This is a genomic window from Xenorhabdus lircayensis, assembly GCF_016306625.1.
GTDB lineage: Bacteria > Pseudomonadota > Gammaproteobacteria > Enterobacterales > Enterobacteriaceae > Xenorhabdus > Xenorhabdus lircayensis.
In genome coordinates this window covers 1-16,041 of sequence record NZ_JACOII010000006.1, presented here as the reverse complement: position 1 = coordinate 16,041, position 16,041 = coordinate 1, and the positions used below count along the sequence as shown (strand labels likewise).

At 45.7% G+C, this 16,041-nt stretch carries 23 protein-coding genes; all 23 read right to left on the bottom strand.

The annotated features are described in order from the left end of the window. Nucleotides 1-59 precede the first annotated feature (59 nt). A complete protein-coding gene (locus H8A87_RS00485) occupies nucleotides 60-602 on the bottom strand; it encodes a hypothetical protein (RefSeq protein ID WP_198688080.1) in 543 nt (180 codons plus the stop codon). Between the two features lie 2 nt (nucleotides 603-604). Continuing rightward, on the bottom strand, nucleotides 605-991 hold the full coding sequence (locus tag H8A87_RS00480; RefSeq protein WP_198688079.1) for a hypothetical protein: 387 nt from the start codon (nucleotides 989-991) through the stop codon (nucleotides 605-607). A gap of 128 nt (nucleotides 992-1,119) precedes the next feature. Further along, nucleotides 1,120-1,839 carry a hypothetical protein gene (locus tag H8A87_RS00475; protein ID WP_198688078.1) on the bottom strand — a complete coding sequence of 240 codons (720 nt, stop codon included), beginning with the start codon at nucleotides 1,837-1,839 and terminating at the stop codon, nucleotides 1,120-1,122. An 18-nt stretch (nucleotides 1,840-1,857) separates the two neighbouring features. Continuing rightward, nucleotides 1,858-2,208, bottom strand: coding sequence for a hypothetical protein (locus H8A87_RS00470; RefSeq protein ID WP_198688077.1), 351 nt, complete (start codon nucleotides 2,206-2,208; stop codon nucleotides 1,858-1,860). Between the two features lie 511 nt (nucleotides 2,209-2,719). Then, a complete protein-coding gene (locus tag H8A87_RS00465; RefSeq protein ID WP_198688076.1) occupies nucleotides 2,720-3,409 on the bottom strand; it encodes a DUF6246 family protein in 690 nt (229 codons plus the stop codon). A 45-nt stretch (nucleotides 3,410-3,454) separates the two neighbouring features. Further along, complete coding sequence (locus tag H8A87_RS00460) at nucleotides 3,455-4,207, bottom strand: Ig-like domain-containing protein (protein ID WP_198688075.1); 753 nt, start codon at nucleotides 4,205-4,207, stop codon at nucleotides 3,455-3,457. A 50-nt stretch (nucleotides 4,208-4,257) separates the two neighbouring features. Continuing rightward, on the bottom strand, nucleotides 4,258-4,629 hold the full coding sequence (locus H8A87_RS00455) for a phage tail termination protein (RefSeq protein WP_198688074.1): 372 nt from the start codon (nucleotides 4,627-4,629) through the stop codon (nucleotides 4,258-4,260). Continuing rightward, nucleotides 4,626-4,994 (bottom strand): HK97 gp10 family phage protein, encoded by a 369-nt coding sequence (locus tag H8A87_RS00450; protein ID WP_198688073.1) that lies wholly within the window; start codon nucleotides 4,992-4,994, stop codon nucleotides 4,626-4,628. The genes H8A87_RS00455 and H8A87_RS00450 overlap by 4 nt, the downstream gene beginning before the upstream one ends. 1 nt (nucleotide 4,995) lies before the next feature. Next, the gene (locus H8A87_RS00445) at nucleotides 4,996-5,343 is read right to left on the bottom strand and encodes a hypothetical protein (RefSeq protein ID WP_198688072.1); all 348 of its coding nucleotides are present in this window, start codon (nucleotides 5,341-5,343) and stop codon (nucleotides 4,996-4,998) included. A gap of 2 nt (nucleotides 5,344-5,345) precedes the next feature. After that, complete coding sequence (locus tag H8A87_RS00440; RefSeq protein WP_198688071.1) at nucleotides 5,346-5,711, bottom strand: DUF7370 family protein; 366 nt, start codon at nucleotides 5,709-5,711, stop codon at nucleotides 5,346-5,348. Then, on the bottom strand, nucleotides 5,692-6,081 hold the full coding sequence (locus H8A87_RS00435; RefSeq protein ID WP_198688070.1) for a hypothetical protein: 390 nt from the start codon (nucleotides 6,079-6,081) through the stop codon (nucleotides 5,692-5,694). Before H8A87_RS00435 ends, H8A87_RS00440 begins: the two co-directional genes overlap by 20 nt. Nucleotides 6,082-6,090: 9 nt before the next feature. Beyond that, a complete protein-coding gene (locus H8A87_RS00430) occupies nucleotides 6,091-7,167 on the bottom strand; it encodes a major capsid protein (protein WP_198688069.1) in 1,077 nt (358 codons plus the stop codon). 10 nt (nucleotides 7,168-7,177) lie between these two features. Next, nucleotides 7,178-7,606: a hypothetical protein gene (locus H8A87_RS00425; protein ID WP_198688068.1), complete on the bottom strand. Its 429-nt coding sequence runs from the start codon at nucleotides 7,604-7,606 to the stop codon at nucleotides 7,178-7,180. Nucleotides 7,607-7,611: 5 nt separating this feature from the next. Next, a complete protein-coding gene (locus H8A87_RS00420; RefSeq protein ID WP_198688067.1) occupies nucleotides 7,612-9,000 on the bottom strand; it encodes a DUF2213 domain-containing protein in 1,389 nt (462 codons plus the stop codon). Nucleotides 9,001-9,020: 20 nt separating this feature from the next. Beyond that, a complete protein-coding gene (locus H8A87_RS00415) occupies nucleotides 9,021-10,007 on the bottom strand; it encodes a phage minor head protein (RefSeq protein ID WP_408646852.1) in 987 nt (328 codons plus the stop codon). Then, a complete protein-coding gene (locus tag H8A87_RS00410; protein ID WP_198688065.1) occupies nucleotides 9,961-11,385 on the bottom strand; it encodes an anti-CBASS protein Acb1 family protein in 1,425 nt (474 codons plus the stop codon). Before H8A87_RS00410 ends, H8A87_RS00415 begins: the two co-directional genes overlap by 47 nt. Before the next feature lie 9 nt (nucleotides 11,386-11,394). Further along, the gene (locus H8A87_RS00405; protein WP_198688064.1) at nucleotides 11,395-12,867 is read right to left on the bottom strand and encodes a terminase; all 1,473 of its coding nucleotides are present in this window, start codon (nucleotides 12,865-12,867) and stop codon (nucleotides 11,395-11,397) included. A gap of 2 nt (nucleotides 12,868-12,869) precedes the next feature. After that, nucleotides 12,870-13,385 carry a hypothetical protein gene (locus tag H8A87_RS00400; RefSeq protein WP_198688063.1) on the bottom strand — a complete coding sequence of 172 codons (516 nt, stop codon included), beginning with the start codon at nucleotides 13,383-13,385 and terminating at the stop codon, nucleotides 12,870-12,872. Between the two features lie 59 nt (nucleotides 13,386-13,444). Continuing rightward, nucleotides 13,445-13,753: a hypothetical protein gene (locus H8A87_RS00395; RefSeq protein ID WP_198688062.1), complete on the bottom strand. Its 309-nt coding sequence runs from the start codon at nucleotides 13,751-13,753 to the stop codon at nucleotides 13,445-13,447. A 234-nt stretch (nucleotides 13,754-13,987) separates the two neighbouring features. Then, complete coding sequence (locus tag H8A87_RS00390) at nucleotides 13,988-14,392, bottom strand: hypothetical protein (protein WP_198688061.1); 405 nt, start codon at nucleotides 14,390-14,392, stop codon at nucleotides 13,988-13,990. Next, complete coding sequence (locus tag H8A87_RS00385) at nucleotides 14,382-14,957, bottom strand: Rha family transcriptional regulator (protein ID WP_198688060.1); 576 nt, start codon at nucleotides 14,955-14,957, stop codon at nucleotides 14,382-14,384. The genes H8A87_RS00390 and H8A87_RS00385 overlap by 11 nt, the downstream gene beginning before the upstream one ends. Nucleotides 14,958-15,484: 527 nt before the next feature. Continuing rightward, nucleotides 15,485-15,748 carry an Rz1-like lysis system protein LysC gene (gene lysC, locus H8A87_RS20590; protein WP_198688059.1) on the bottom strand — a complete coding sequence of 88 codons (264 nt, stop codon included), beginning with the start codon at nucleotides 15,746-15,748 and terminating at the stop codon, nucleotides 15,485-15,487. After that, a complete protein-coding gene (locus H8A87_RS00375) occupies nucleotides 15,636-16,016 on the bottom strand; it encodes a hypothetical protein (protein ID WP_198688058.1) in 381 nt (126 codons plus the stop codon). The genes lysC and H8A87_RS00375 overlap by 113 nt, the downstream gene beginning before the upstream one ends. Nucleotides 16,017-16,041: the final 25 nt, after the last annotated feature.

Sequence of the window (16,041 nt, the reverse complement as noted above, 5' to 3'; positions counted from 1 at the left end):
AGGGTTGCTTGGGTGTTATATAAGGGAATATATTTTCAAGATGTGAAGATTGATGATTTTTATTGTCTCGATATAGAACTACTTCCCGTTTTATTTAAAAGCAACGAAAATAGAATTGTCAACGAACCAATGATAGTTATTGCTCCCCCAGCCGTCATATAGAGCTGTCTATTTGCAATTAACCCAGCATTATAAACTTCATCATAATACCCAACTGAAACCTTCATAAAGAGAGCATAAACACAAATAACAATACCAATAATTGTTAATATTATACCTATTACCTTCGGTGTAGATCCGCCACCAATATTAAGCTCGCATTCTTTGACTTTTATTTCTTCTGCCAACACGCTACGCATAGCTACCTTTGCATCATTAGGCTCATTGAGAATAAAGGCATCAAATTCATCGTAATAATCTTGATGAATTCGAATCACAGTATCATGATCGCCGTTCTCTTGATATTTTTCCGTAGCTCCACCTATAACCTTCATTATTTCTCTTATTGCGCGCCTGTTGGCCTGATAACATTCAACGTCATCATTTTTTATGAGAATTTTATAATAATCTCTTGGCACACCCTGTATTGAAATATCTGACATATTTACCTCAGTTCTTTACCATTATTAGCCAAACACTGCTCTAAAATTTCTCTTCTATTCCACTCAACAGGAACAGCCCCAAGTATCGTTTTGTAAAATTTAACTTCTGAACCGTTGGCGGTAGTTTTTACGTCTGCAAATATAGAATCATTCCAAGTAAATATAGTGATAATCCCATTAAATGACTCAGTGTGAACAGTGTTGTCTCTTTCCATTAATACTCTGGTATTCGTCCAGCCGTTATATATGCAGCCAGCAAGATCATGTGCATTTCTGCTACTATGGCTCTCAAAAATTGGCTTACTGTTTCTGGCTTCGTTAGGTGTTGCCATACACCCAGACAGTATCAACGCTGAAAAAGAAACTCCGGCTAACAATAACTTCCTCATCACAACTCCCCATCGTTAAATTTCGCTCATAATACCAACAGGGTAGTGCAAATCAATGCAAAAAAACCGCACTGGGCGGCAGATGTCCAATTTTTGGGGTTCACTTCAGGGGGCGGGGTTTAGGTGTATCACTTATCTTTGCTGATAATGTTGACTATGTGATGGCATGGCTCGTTCGAGAGAGGCCTTTTCCCCCATTTAGATAATTCACTAAAGGGTAAGTCGATGGCGCTCCATGGAACGATGCCATTCATACCAATGCCGTGAAGGGTTAATACATCTAAAAATGTCTTTTTAGCAACATCATAGATACGAACTTCGCCCAACTTAATGAGCTTGCCAGCCCATAAGGAACCGCCTGATAGGCTCTGAATGTTATCACACACAATATGTTCATGTTTTGATAACAGACTGCCATATATAGAGCTGGCTATTCCCGCTCCTTGAAAGTCTGTATCTATATAGACACCTTTAACTTGCTTGCCAGTCTTGGCTAAACCATGATCAACAAAATTAAAATCATTATACGCGATTCGGCCAATCAAAATATCTTCTGATGGCTCATGCATATCAAGAGAGAGCAATTCCTCAATGATTTGGTCAGTGCGATATCTGCATTCCCTTAGATGCTCAGCATGTTCAGAATAGAAGCCAGAAGTGGTACAACCTATATAAACTATATCTGAATAGAAATGGTATTCACTCCCAACAAGAGCATATTCTGTTATTTTTAGTAAATCATTATCTTCAGATGATAAGTGATAGTATTCGTCAATAACTCGACTTGAAACATAACTTGGCTTTTGGCTCAAGTCCTTCGAATATGAACTGATAAGATTAGGAGCCATCGCTATCTCTATAATGATTTAATGGGTAGTTGTGATTTTATAATTATCAATAAAACCCTTAACAATGGATTCAATATGTTCCATGATGATATCAATATTACTACTAAGCTCTGGATACTGATTTTCAGGAGAAATAATGTACTTTACCTTTTCTCTTCTGAAAATCAGTTCAGCAAACGGCACAACATAGAAATCATCACTCTTATTATCATCTTTAATGGTAACAATAAATAATTGACGCTTTATGTCATTTCGACAACTTAAGCGCCTAACGGAAAATTTCTTCTGTGATGGTTCATCAAAAAAAGAATCAATAATTTCTGTCGAGTGGCTAATAGTCTGTATAGATCTGGTATGCTCAGTTCTCATATAGCCCCCTAACATTATGAAATTAAAAAAGTAAGAGCTGTTTTTTAGCTCATTGATAAATATAACTAAGGTAATAATAGAGTTAAGCTAGCTTAAGTTCAACAAGAAAAACTGTTTTTTTATTGTTCTGTTGATGGTTAAAACGTATCAAGCCATTTCAGTTTTTAGCCATCCGTGGCTTGGGGTTAGGCGCTGAATCTATAGCCTTCTAACGCCTTCATCTCTTTTTCCGTATTAATGTTAAAATTAAAATATAAGTCGCTACAACGTGCAATTCCATTTTTAATCATTAAAATGAATAAAACAAGAAATTATACGCAATGTAAATAAAGTTATTATATTTCAAATGATTACATAACGGATCCATAAAGCAATATCTTTGCCAAAAAACATCAAAAAAACATATTAAAACAATAGGATGAACAACGGATCCCTTATAAGGAGGGAGAGAGATTAATCGCTGAGTTAATTTAGAACCACGGATGGCTTGAAGCCCCGTGATGGGGCTGTTTCACTTTTTCATACTCACCAGCCTGCGCTTGCCATTCATCAGGTCATCAGTACGCTTATCATCCGCATCAATAACCGCATCATACTCTTCGCGGGTAAACCCTTTTTCATCGGGGAACTTCGCTTTCAGCATCATCTGAAACTCGGTCATAGTTAACCGTTCGGCTTCCTCGCGCGTCATATTGAAATGGGCGCGGGCGGCATTGATGTACTCAATCGCCTTAAACTGGCCTGAATACTCTTCCGTTCCTTCATTACGCTGGAGTTTCCTGATTTTGACCTTACCAATAACACCGTGCGTTATCAGCTCATTAGCAACCACGATAATGTCATTAATCGGCATTCGCCCCGGACGATACACAAGCCCTCTTTGCCCCAGCCGCCATTCGCCAATCAGCTCATCTGCATCCTCTTCACAGCAAGCCTGTATCACCCTCATTGAAGTTGACAGAATATTGCGGCCAAATGCAGGCTTACGCATCGACTTAATCAGCCAGTCGGGAACCGAACCATAAGCCAGCATTGCGCGGTTAATCAATTCTTGCGTCTCTGCCCCATTGAGCAGGGTGTACACCTCCACAATTTGCTGTGGTGTGCCAATGCGATTCATTGCTGCCAGTGAAGGGCAAAGTAAAAAATCTGATTTATCAGTGGAGATAACCATCTCACCAATATCAAGAATGGGTGTCATAATGCCTCCTATTATCAAGGGCACTGGATAGTACCCTTTGTAATATTAAGCTGTGACCGTCACTGCGCATTTCGCTGTCTTACCGCCATCTTCCGTGGTAACGGTGATGTTCGCAGAGCCTTCTGAAATGCCTTTCACTGTCACCACATTGCCGATCTTACTCACGGTCGCTATGTTGGTTTTATCCGATATCGCCGTATAGTTTTTATTGGTGGCGTTAGCCGGAGTGACGTTAACACTGAATGAGCCTGTCTTTCCGACCGGGACGGATAAGGAGGGCGGATTAACCGCAACCGACTGCACCGACACTTCTTCGATCAACCAATCAACCGTATCCGCATCAGACACCTTCAATTCACCGGAATAGGTCGCCATTTCGTTAGCGCCGAACTGGGACGACCAAGAGGTGAAGACCATATAGCCTTGCAGTACGAAGGCACTTTCACCTGTGAAGTCCATCTGTACCCAATACGACGGCTGGCGACCCGCCTGAACTTCTTTCGGGATCTCCCTCAGTAAACGTAATGGCCCGAAGTCTTCGCTCTTATCCCGTTTGCGGTATTCGCCGTCAAACGAGATAGTTAAGTCCATACTGGTTACAACGCTTTCCACCAGCCCTTTTGAATCATCAGCTTCTGATGTCAGCGTGTTAGGGGACAGGTCAAAGGATTTGGTGGTCAATGCGCCTATCCGAAAAAATGCGGATTGATCGGGTACTGCGTCAGGGCAACCATGCGCAATACGAATAACGGCATTACGACCAATGAGTTTATTGGTTTCTACCGGGCAATTAGCCATGAATAACCTCTTTTAATAACAATGAAAAAGGCCGCATTAGCGACCTTTGATTATGATGTGCAACGAAAGAGTAACCGGATGATGTATCGGTTCTCTTGTGTGGGGATGGGAGTTGGCATACCTCCCAGATTAAAAACAGCGGTTAAGCAATCATCATCGGGATGAGCAGCCACATAATCGATTATTTCCTGTGCTCGCTGGATAACGGGCTGTGGGTCGCTCTGTCCGCTGACCAGTATCACCTGTACATTGTCATCGGCGCTGATATCATCCAGTCGCCCTGTTCCGCCCGCTGGCTGGAAGACCATGTACTGCTTACCGCCATCGCCTTTCTGCTCAATCCAAGTGACCATCTGCACACTGAAACCGTCAATCAACCCCCCATTTGCCAGATAATGGCGAAATTGTTCAAAGGCAATCATAGTTTCAACTCCTGCGCGACAGCCTTATCTATCTGGCCTCTCATCTCATTGAAGCCACGCTTCAAAAATTCTTTCTTCGCGGTAGCTCTGCGGAAGCTCTGCTTCACCTTGGGATCATGAACATAAACCGCATAGTTAGCGGAGTAACCTACTCGCCCGGTCAGCAGGACACCATCAAAGCGCATATCACGGAACTGAGAGTTAATGAGGGTGGCAGTATCAATCGGCGTATAAAGTGCGGCCTGCGCACTACCGATAGACAACGCTTTATACAGGGCGCGAACCACCTTTCGCCCTCTAATATCGCCGATAAGTGCATTAAGTCTGGTTTTTGCTGCACGAATGCCAGTGACTTTTACGGCCATATCATACCCCTGTGATTAAGGCGTAATCGTCCGCCAGACGTTCGAAGGTATCGGCATAACGAACGATGTGTTTGATTTCATCAGCTCCTGCCGCGATAGGGTTCAGATCTGATGATTCACCAATCAGGATATAATCCCCAGCAGTCGCAGCAGGAAACTCAGTCCAAAACGTATTTTTGACAACTAGTTCAGTGCCCACCCCTGATATTTTGCTGGACAGTCCGCCCTGATAATCACACATGATGATTTGTGGTTCTCCATAACCAAGGGGTTTACCATACTTATCATTTCCAAGACGTTTCCAGAAGGTACAGGGGGCGGTATCTGCCCAATTAGCAACGCTGCTCATGATCACCCCACCACATCAAAGAAGCCGACTGATTTACTCTCCAGTGGCAAACCAGACAGGCAACCGCGTGCATCCCAGACTCTGATTTGCTTGAGAAGATAATCAGTACCGGCTGAATCATAGCTGAATGAACGTGAAGCACCGGAAGGTGCTCCTTGTGAAGCGATCTTTCTGGCGCCGGACAGGGAGGCCAAGCGGACAGCAGCGTAGATAAGCAGTAATTTTTGCAGGTTGTTATCATAGCCATGAGCGACCATACACTCAGATTTGTCATTTACCTGATTCAATAACAACTCAAGCACTGAATCAGGCAATGTAAAACCCAGCTCGGCGATCATTGGCTGAATATCATTCAGAGTTATCACCATCTTTTTTCGCCTTTCTGGTCGCTTCCGCAAGAGCTTTCTCTGCATCATCAGCTCGTTTTTTTTCAGTCGCCAATGCTTCTGTAAGTTCAGTTTCTTTTGCCTTGGCAGCATCAGTCATGACTAGCATCTTAGCGTTAGCGTCATCCAGTTCAGCTTGTAGTTCTGAATTCTCAGGAAAACTCATAGTTGCAGGTGTCGCTACTTCAAATACTAATTTCTCCCCCTTTTTATCTTTAGAAGCTTCTGCTTTGCCAGCGTCAATCCACTTAACAGCAATATTGTCATCAATCTCATAAGTATGACCAACCTCCAACTTCTGGAGGTTGGCACCAGCAAAAAGATTTGTTACCAAAATTTTTACGAGTGCCATATATCCCCCTTACTTGCCTTTGGCGTGAATAACTGAGAAGTGCCCGTTAATATCCTGCTTAACCATCAGGCCAGCAGCCCCCCATGTGCGCCATACATAGTCGGAGTTGTAGAACTGACGAGGATCTGCAACAGTACCGAAAGCCTGTCCAACAATCGGTGCGATAACACCTGCGCCCAGTGGAATGATCATCATTTCATTGCCTTTCAGCTCAAAGTCTTCTTTGATGTCAGAAATGCCCGTAATTTTCTTAATTTCCTCAAGAACAGTGCGGGTCTGGTTAACGTCGTAGTACAGTTTTTCCCAGTTAGACAGGACTTCACCTGATACATACCAAGTCTGTACGCCGTACTGGTAGTTTTGTAATTTCAGCACGTCACGCACCTTCATTACTTCGCTACGCATTGCCTGGCCATCTGTACTTGTCGTGTGATCGACGTTCAGCGTTACTTGCGCGACACGCTCATCAGCACGGAAGCCTTTCCAAGTCTTGTCATCAAACTTAATGAAATTGCCTTCACTATCGCGGAAACCATTCCAGATAAAGTCGAGATACTTACGACGAACAACTTTTACAGAGTCGGCCTGCGCATCAGACAATGAAGCCAGAGCAGAGCCTTTGTTAAATACAGGGTCACGCCAGTTGAATTTAACACCAGTGTCATGAATAGGGACTATCGTGCCGTCGAAGCTGTACGAACGTGCATCCAGTGCAGCACCAATCTGACCAGACATTGATGTATGCGCCCAACCAGTGCCGCCAGTACGAGCATATTCATACACTGACTCCTCTAAACGCACTGAGCGAGATAATCCCGCCAGATCATTTAACAGAGTGAATTCAGTGTTAGGCTCAAACTCTGCCAGCACAGTCTGGTCATACGCACGATACAGGCGCTTGATATCATCGATAGCATTAACCGCATCAAGGCGCGGAGCATCCTCACCACGAAAGCGAGCACGAGAAATAAAAGCCGCTACCGCCTGAGCAGATGAATTACGTGCTAACGTCAGCTCGCCAAACTGAGCCTGATTAGCTTCAAGGTTTCCGGTTTCGGTTGCCCGTTTAGTTGAAAAATAAAACATTCAGTTCTCCTTATTTAAACACCACGCGAACCAGATCACCCGCTTTTGCTGTGATGCTGTCTTCTTCGACATAGGCAAATGCAGCAACACCATCACCAGCCGCCGCAATCTGACCGTTAGCAGTCGTCACAGGCTGACCCTTTTTGTACGTGCCCTCAGTTGCACGGACGTTTAGGAATATCCCCGCCATAGGGTGAATACCGACGACCACTGAACCAGCTGTGATAGAGTTATCCACTGTCTGGCAGCGGAGATAGTCGATATTGGCAACATACAAAATGGCGGATTCTTTGCCATCCACTGAGGCCTGAAATATTCCTTTCTCAAAATATCCAATGGTGCCGGGCTTTGTATCTACCGCCGCCGCACCTTCGCGATTCAGCATGGGGCTAGTAAATACACCACCCGCATGAATGACATGTTTTCCGTCTTTAGCCATTTCTATTACTCCGGCATAGATGTGAATGATTCAGAAGAATTGCTTGTGAATGATGGGTTCAAGCCCGCTGAGGTGTGGCACTGGGCATAGAAGCCATCAAGTGCCGCGCCATCCAGAGCGTTAACCGCGATATCGTCCAGACCAAACTTCGCTTTTACCGCAGCGCGTTTGTCGGATTTCTCCTTGTCTGCGTTCGCGGTCAACTGAGATTCCAACGTGGTGATTTTGTCAGTCAGTGGTTTCATGGCTGCGTTTATTGCTTCGGTGATCGCACCCGTATTTGTTGCGGCCTCTTTCTCTTTTTTCTCGCGCGCGGCTTTTTCTTCCGGCGTTTCTTTGTCTTTTGCTTCGTCAGCATTCATCTGGTTGTATGCATCCAGCAGCTCAGCGTCGGTCTTACCGTCAGTCGGCTTACCTTTGGCTTTCAGGGCGTTAACAATCATGTCTTTCATCGGGTTATTAGCTCCGTTGGTTTTAATTTCATATTCAGTTGGCTTGCGCACAACTTCGACAGACTCTCCGACGAGTTCGGCTGTGCCGTCATCGTTCATGAGGTATTTTTGTTGGTAGGTTTTACCGGACAGGTAATAGATAAATTTGTCAGGCCAGACGCTTTCAGCATAGGGGTAGTCATCATCAGGATAAGTAGCCCTGAGCTTATCTCTGAGCGCCGAATAAATGTCATCAAATGAGAAGTTAGACGCATTGGTGAAGAAGAACCGTGCTTTATCGATCACCCCTTCTTTTGTGCAGTCTGACGCATCGGACAGGTTCACTGCCTCCACGTTCATCTGCTGACCATCAGCATTAACAAAAATCCCTACCCCTTCATCGGGCGTTGCTGCACCGGGTTCATTGGGTGGAAGGATTGCTACATGGTCGAACTGCATGTTTCGCGCCACCCATGTGTACTTTTTACCTTTTGACTTTCCGCTATTCTGCTCACGCTGTAGCAATAGCCCAGTGGAAACATGGATAGGTTCAGCGTCTTTATTAGCGATCATGTCATCAAGACGCTGTAATAACGCCTTGCCCTTCTCCGTAGACTCTGCATAGCGACGGTTGATCTTCATGTCCATGACAACCCGATCACCGTCTTTACGGACATTCTCAGCCCATGCCCCCACATGGAACTGATTCACTGCGCGGGGCGCATCAGCAGAAACATACTGACCACCGATGCTGGGGTGTCCCAAAGGCATTTGCTTGCCTTCGATTGATTGGTAGCTTTTGTTAATTTCACCAGCCGGATAAAGACCGCCATTCATCACAACATCATCGACCACGGGCACGACGCCACGAATGACGATATGCGCGTCACCGTCGAGGGTTTCTGTTGAGATATTGGAGGAATTTAAGGCCAGTGATTTAACATGAATGCTGGATAGCTTCATGCTATGACCTCTTTGAATTGTTACTCAGATAAACTGGGTTCCTGCCACGTCTTACGCTCTCCTGTCAGACGTTCAGTTAATCCCGTGTTATACAGCTTCCCGTTATCATTCAGTACCACAGGTTGCTGCGCACAGTAACAGCGATAGCGATTACCACGTTGCGAATAGAATTCCTCGACTTCCTCTTTGGTATAGAGCTTCCCGTGTCTGGCTGCATGCCATTGTCGGGTTGTTGGCTTGAGCGCTGACAACCAGAGCAGCGCAGTATTCAATCCCAGCCGCTCTTTGGCCCATTCAGATTCATTCCAATTAGCCTCTCGCAATGCACCTACTTGCTCAGTCTGGGCGATGTTTTTAGCCTTAGCCATTGATACATCGAGCCGCTTGCTGACAATGCCTGCGGTTTCTCTTGGGTTGATACCGCGAGCAATGGCCTCAGCTATCACATTGGAAAGATCGGCGCGGGCTGCATCAGAAATGCCCTTCCAATCGCTATAGGTTAAAACAAAAGCCGCTGCCACCTGATTTTGATAGGCTGGCGTCGATAACAGGAAAGATAACGTGGTTTGCTGTGCGTAGATTTCTGACTGCACAGATAAATTGGTATAGGCGTTCAGCGTTCCACGCTGATATTCAGCCGCGACATAACTCAACGCCCATAGCTGTTCTTTCCCACCCTCAAGCAAGTACGCATCCAGAATGGCCTGTATCCGCTCCAGCAATAATGCTAACTCGCTCGCCGACATGTCGTAGATAAAAGCATCCTGATTAACCCGAAATAACCAATCTGGCTCACCTGCTTCGTTTTTTGCCAACAAATAACTGGATTGCCCTTCTTTTGACTGTCCGGTCAAGGCAACATCAAATAGTTGTCTCAGGGATTGCTTAATGTCGTAATACCGCCGCTCAATATCACGAAAAATTTTATTTACTGGGCGATATGACTGAGTGGGATCACGCTTATTTCTGGGTATTATCGGGGTTCCGATTCGGGTCTGTTTCATCAGTCAACGGATCTCCTGTTGCACCCTGTGGTTCGGGCTCTTCTTTCAGTGGCTCCATCTCGCCTACAGTACGGATTTCATTAGGAGTAAACACGGGTGTCCCAAAAGCCTGTTGTGTCTTAAGTGCAGCCTCAGCCATCTTAATCATATTGTCGATCTTCTCCCGCTCACTGGCGGCGAGCATGTCAGACCATGCAATAGTGACCTCGCCGGAAGAAGGAGGGTCGATAACCCCTATTTCCCATAGTCGCTGTATCAACCGTGTCACATACTGGGTCAGGAATCCCCATCGACGACCATTCAACCGAACTTTCCATGTAGCATCATCTTTATCACCGGCTAACTTTCCGGTCTGAGTACCAAACAGAACCGTGAATGGGACTTGCACGGAGGCGCAAAACTCGCGGGCTGTCACTTCCCATGTCGGAGTCGGATCGCCCGGAGCAACTGATAGCACATTCAACCGTCCAGCCTGCATCACTGCCGCTGAGTCAGTCCCTCTGTTGAGCTTACTGATTTTATCTTCCAGTGCCGCACCGAGGTCTTTGTAGCCAGCCTGAACTGCCGCCGAGGTGATACTATTCATATCAGTTTCTTTTTCAAACTCCACCCCAATCTGACGAGAAGCGTTTTTCAAAAAACCCTCGGAACTACCACCGGATACCTTTTCAATATCCAGTAATTTGTTATACCCCGCCCTGAGCAACGGCGTGCCGGAGAAAATATCACCACTTTCGGCACCTTCGCACAAAGTAATCACCCGTGATGGATGAATAAGAAGTTGTTTCGCTGGGCCTTGCATCTCAACCTGACCCACTGGACGTTCATCAAAATTGAACATCTTAGGCTGCCCATAGGTATCTGAATGAATATCCTGATCCCACTCAGCAACAGTCAATTGAGACTCCCATACGGGGATCAGGTTAACTACTGCATCAACTTTTAGTCGTGATACCACAGTAACATCAACAGGCTCACTCCAGTTTTTACTATCCCTAACCTGAATAAGCAGTGCTGAGTAGTTACCAATCATATTGCGGCGATCGGCGTCTTTGATTTTCGCCCAGAACGGCTTTAGCAGCTTTGTAACTTTCGTTTCCCATGCGCTGGTTACGTCTGACTCTTTCTTTTCCTCGCCATCAATGATGGTCGGATTATCCTGCCAACACCCATCCAGCAAACGATGCACGGCGGCATGAGCTACGGCATTACGCTCATAGACGTTGTAGTACTCTCTGAATCTGAGCTGTTCGGGATAACCAAACTCAGAATAAATATTGGTTCGTTTCGTATTGCCGCTAATGCCACCAGCCGCATAGATCATCCGCTTGGCGATCGTGTCAACCAGACTATTAATGAGCAATGCTTGTTTTTCACTCACAGCCTCTCCTTAAAAGAAAAATGCGCCCACAGCCTTACGGTTGTTCTTGGCAACAGCAAAATAACGGAAAGCATCAGCACCGTGTGATGTGAAATCATGAAGCGGCTTATCTTTCCAGCAGCCGCGCTTGTCATCCCATTCTTTGCGGTAACTTTCCAGATGAGATATTCCCTCGCTGCACCGCTCTTCATCGAATACGCAACTGGGCAGGATCTCACGCACCGACTCAATACCCGTATCAACACCCACCTTTGGCACGACCTTGAATATCATGGAGTACTTCTGACCGTCGATTTCATATCCTTCACGCGCCAGTTCACGACGCGACTTGGCATCCGCACCAAATTCACGGTTATCGATATCATGTGGTCCCCAATGCTCACCGTAGGTGTACCCCTTGTCTTTCAGCACCTTCATATAGTGCCGCAGCCCCTCACCGGAATTCTCGTAGTAGTCGATAATATGAAACTCATTACCCACTTCACGCACAAACCAGATGGCCGTTGAATCCCCTACCCCGATATCCCAAAAGGTATGGACAGGCAGGTGCGAGTTATCCGGTAACTTACCGATGCGTTTCTTCTCATACAGCGCACGGAACTGTTTGGCGTAGTAAGCACCCTCCACCGATTGCTGGAATGCCTCGGCAGGAATAGAGGGGTATTCCCGTTTCATGTCATCGCCGAGTGTCTTCTCTTTGGCGAGATACCACGCTTTCTGGCGTTCATTTAACAGGATATTGTGTTTACCTGATAATTCAGCAAAGTAATCAACCAAACGCGGCGGTATGGGTTCAACGGGGTCAATGGCATAAAGCGGATTCTTCCACCAAGAGAAAAAGAAGAACTTCCAGTCGAGGTTGGATAATTGCTTGCCTTGTATCTGGGCTTTCTCCGCCGATTGGCAGTAATCAAAGAAATAACCCGCCCGCCCTTCTGCCGTACTTTCTATCGTAGTGAAACAGTCTGTAGAGACAGCCTCAAATGCACCGGTGACTATCTCACGTGCTTTGTGTGGGAACTTGGCGCAAATCTTCCCGAACTCGGAAACGTGCAGATAGCGTAATGTGCCGCCACGGAACGAGGTCGAGACATACAGTGATCCACCTTTGCGAAAGACCAGCTCACCCGCTGAATCATTACTGGCAGGATTGGCGGCTTTAATCTCGTCGGGTAGTCGGTCATAGGCATACTTCACCTTCTCCCGAAACAGGCGCTTGGCATCGTTCAGGGTATGGGCAATCAGGGCGCATTTGGCAGACTCGAACAAAGCGGCATCAAGTTGAATAATGCACACCTCAGTGGTGAAACCCAGCTGACGGGCTTTCAGGATAATGTTGCGGGTGTGAATACCTTCGAAGTATTCCAACTGCTCCGGCGTCATCCTGAATCGGACGGGGCGACCTTCTTTATCCGTTATCCAATAGAGATGGTTGAGCCGCCAGAGTTTATCGCGCAATAACGCTAAATGTTCTGGCTTCATGGTTATCCCTTGGCTAAATCGTCCATTAATTCAGCAATACTGTCTGTCGATGTATTTTTATCGCCACTATCAATGTTGTATGACTCCCGCTCACCTTTGATGAGTTTTATCTGGGCGTCAACACCAGCCGTAATAGTCCGGGCAATAGAGGCATGGTTATCTTCGGTGATTTCAACATCATCGAGAAACGTTCTTAGCTTATTGGTTATCCTTCGCCAGTCTGCTAAATCAGTACGATGCCCAAGGACAACCCCCGCCGCTTCACTGGATGCCTGCTCTATAATGTCTTCATCAGTTCGCACTGCTGGCTGCGAACCAACCCTGCGAACCTCACTGCGAACCAGCTTAGTTCTTGTTGCCTTTTTTACCTGATCAGTCAGGTCTCTTTGCCAACCATTAGCGCTGGCTCTTTTCCTTATGGCGGTATCACTCACCCCGTGTTTAGCAGCTATCTCACGAATTGACAACGAACCAGCCCGGTAAGCCGATTCGATGGCCTCCCAGTCTGGTTTTGCCATTTTCTTGTTCCCCATAAACAAAAAACCACCCGGAGGTGGTTGCTATATGTATTCTTTTATTATTTATGCCATTTAGAACGGTGAATTTTACATTCATTAATGACTGAGCCAATATGCTTACCCGGATATAGTTCAAGCCTCACTTCTCTTTGAAGACCCCCATTTTTGGGTGGCTCAAGATGGTCAAGCTCTATATTATCGACCTTGCTCCATACTAAATAAGAAATTCCATCACCAATAACTCTTACTTCGGCAAACGCCATCACAAAATGGATACTTTGTTCATGTTCTCCAATGATCTCATATTTCAGAAAATCGCCATCATCGTTATCTATATAAACTGTCTCTAACACTTTATGTTCGGACATGGTTTTTCCTCGTAGGGTTTTGTCATTGACCCAATATCATACAGATCAAAATTTAACCCACCAGACCTATTAAACCGACTATAGATGATTCAGAACTTTCAACTGGTTCGGTTTATATAACCCCGATGAATCAAACGCTGGGGTCGATTCAAAACTTACACAAAACTCTGTCAAGCACCCGTTTGGGGATGCTTTGTGGAGTTTTGTAAATTGCTACTTCTGTGATGGATATGATTACAGCCTTATTCCGTTGTAACTCTCTGGTAGGGTCAACATTCCATGCTCATCTTGAACACCGATATCAATCAGCATGTCGCAATATTGATGAACGAGCGCATTCATGTACTTAAGTCCTCTCTTGCTCAATTGTGGTATTTTGCCACCACAAATTACAGCTCCTTTAATCGGAGTAACCTCAGTTTCCTTCAATAACTTTGAGTAAAATCGAGCGCGGTAACCATCATTCATTCTCTCTTTGGGATATCCGTCTAACAAGCCCCAAAGAAAATACCTGCATACCTCAATATCACCTGTTTCATATCGATAAACAGGGCGTCTCCATGTCGCCACTAAATGAAGTAAGTAGGCTTCAGCCACCAAACTACAAGCGTAATCACAAGCTGATATCTCATCTTTCATGAGCGATCATCTCCTTGCCGCCGCCGACTAATTCGATAGCCATCTGACCGAGAACGCCAATCACATTCTCAGCTTTATTGAGGATAACCAAGTCATCCTGTCGTCTTCTCAATCTGCGGCCTGCATCCGAGGAATCTTCATCAGACGCCTTTCTTGCCAGACTAAGCATGTTTTGCAATTGTTGGATGGTAAATCCGAATCCAGATTTAGCCTCAAGATCTGTCATGTGGTCGAACACTTGAGCCTGTAACTCATAGTTATAACTCATTGCCATCAGACAGGATTCCCGCTTGGGAAACTTATAGCCAGGATAAATCTCTCCATTCTGTTGGTTCTTTATGGGGTGTGAGAAATTTTTCGCATACTCCTCTCCCAATACTCTTGGTACCTTTTTAGTGAAATCAGAATGACGTAGTTTTCGGTACTTTTTGCAGGGGAATGTTAATCCTTCCGCCTCAGCTTTCGCCTTCCTGTCGGCATTGATGTAATCCACCATTTCCAAACTCGTCATGGTGGGGGCTTCTGTTACAGGAAAATTAGCTTTCTTGGTTGTTACTAATTTCATAGGGTACTTTCCTTATAGAAAATCGAACCTGCTCACACAGAAAAGCCGCCCGCAGAAATACCCATTAGCGGATTTCTCAGGCTCGACTTTCTGTAAGGTTCTGCGTTTTTTTAGTTATGTGCGCGGTGAGTGCGCGGTGAAATGCAGATATAAAAATGCCACCAGACCGTATGCGTTGGGTACGCGGTGAGAACGGGATGATGGCATGGGTTATTGCTTTAACCACTCAAGGGAATGGGTAAAGGAATAAAAGCCCCTGAATTTAGAGGCCGTTTCTTACCAAAGAGAATAACCAGACAACAATCATTTTCATTCTGGGTAGCCATGTGCAACAAAAAATCACGTACCCCATCGTGCCAATAATGGTTGGTAAATAATCCCCATCATTGATGGACAAATACCAGCTAATGGGAACCAGTACAGTAAGAACGAGAAAAAAGAGTAATAAGACTATTCCTGCCGTTAGCCTTTGGTAACTGAAATCACACATTGACACTGCCTCCTGATATACCCCTGCCACCCCAGAATCATTTGCTCTGAGGTGGCAATGTGTTCTTTTCTATTTCCCGTATCGCCTGCTTATCCAGATTGCACTGCTCAATGACTGTCAGTAGCTGCACATTCAACATGAGACTGTCACTCCATGTCATTTTGTCGGGGATGACCGGAGGCAGACAGTCAGCGAGCAGATGTGCCGGAATGGGTATCGGTGGCACCTGAACGTATTCGGTTCGCGTGTTGCTGCAACCGGATAACAGCCCCGTCAGGCACAACGCGGTTAGCGCAATCATGACTGGCAACCACCTTTTTGATAACCGTCTGGGTTTGCTCAGAATCCACGGCTGACCGATTCCGGTTTTCGCTATTAATTCGTGAGAGGTCATTGATTATCCTGATGGAGTGAAAGGCGTTATCTGTGGCGGCCTGCTGATGCTGATACTTCGTGTCCAGTTCCGCGTAAGCCTCGGCCTTGTCCCGATACTCACCGTAATAGAACCAAAGCAGCCCCGCGACGACAGCAAACGCCCCGAGGGTGAAGTACTGGCTGTTGAATTTCATATGGGTATCTCAATATGAGGTGCAT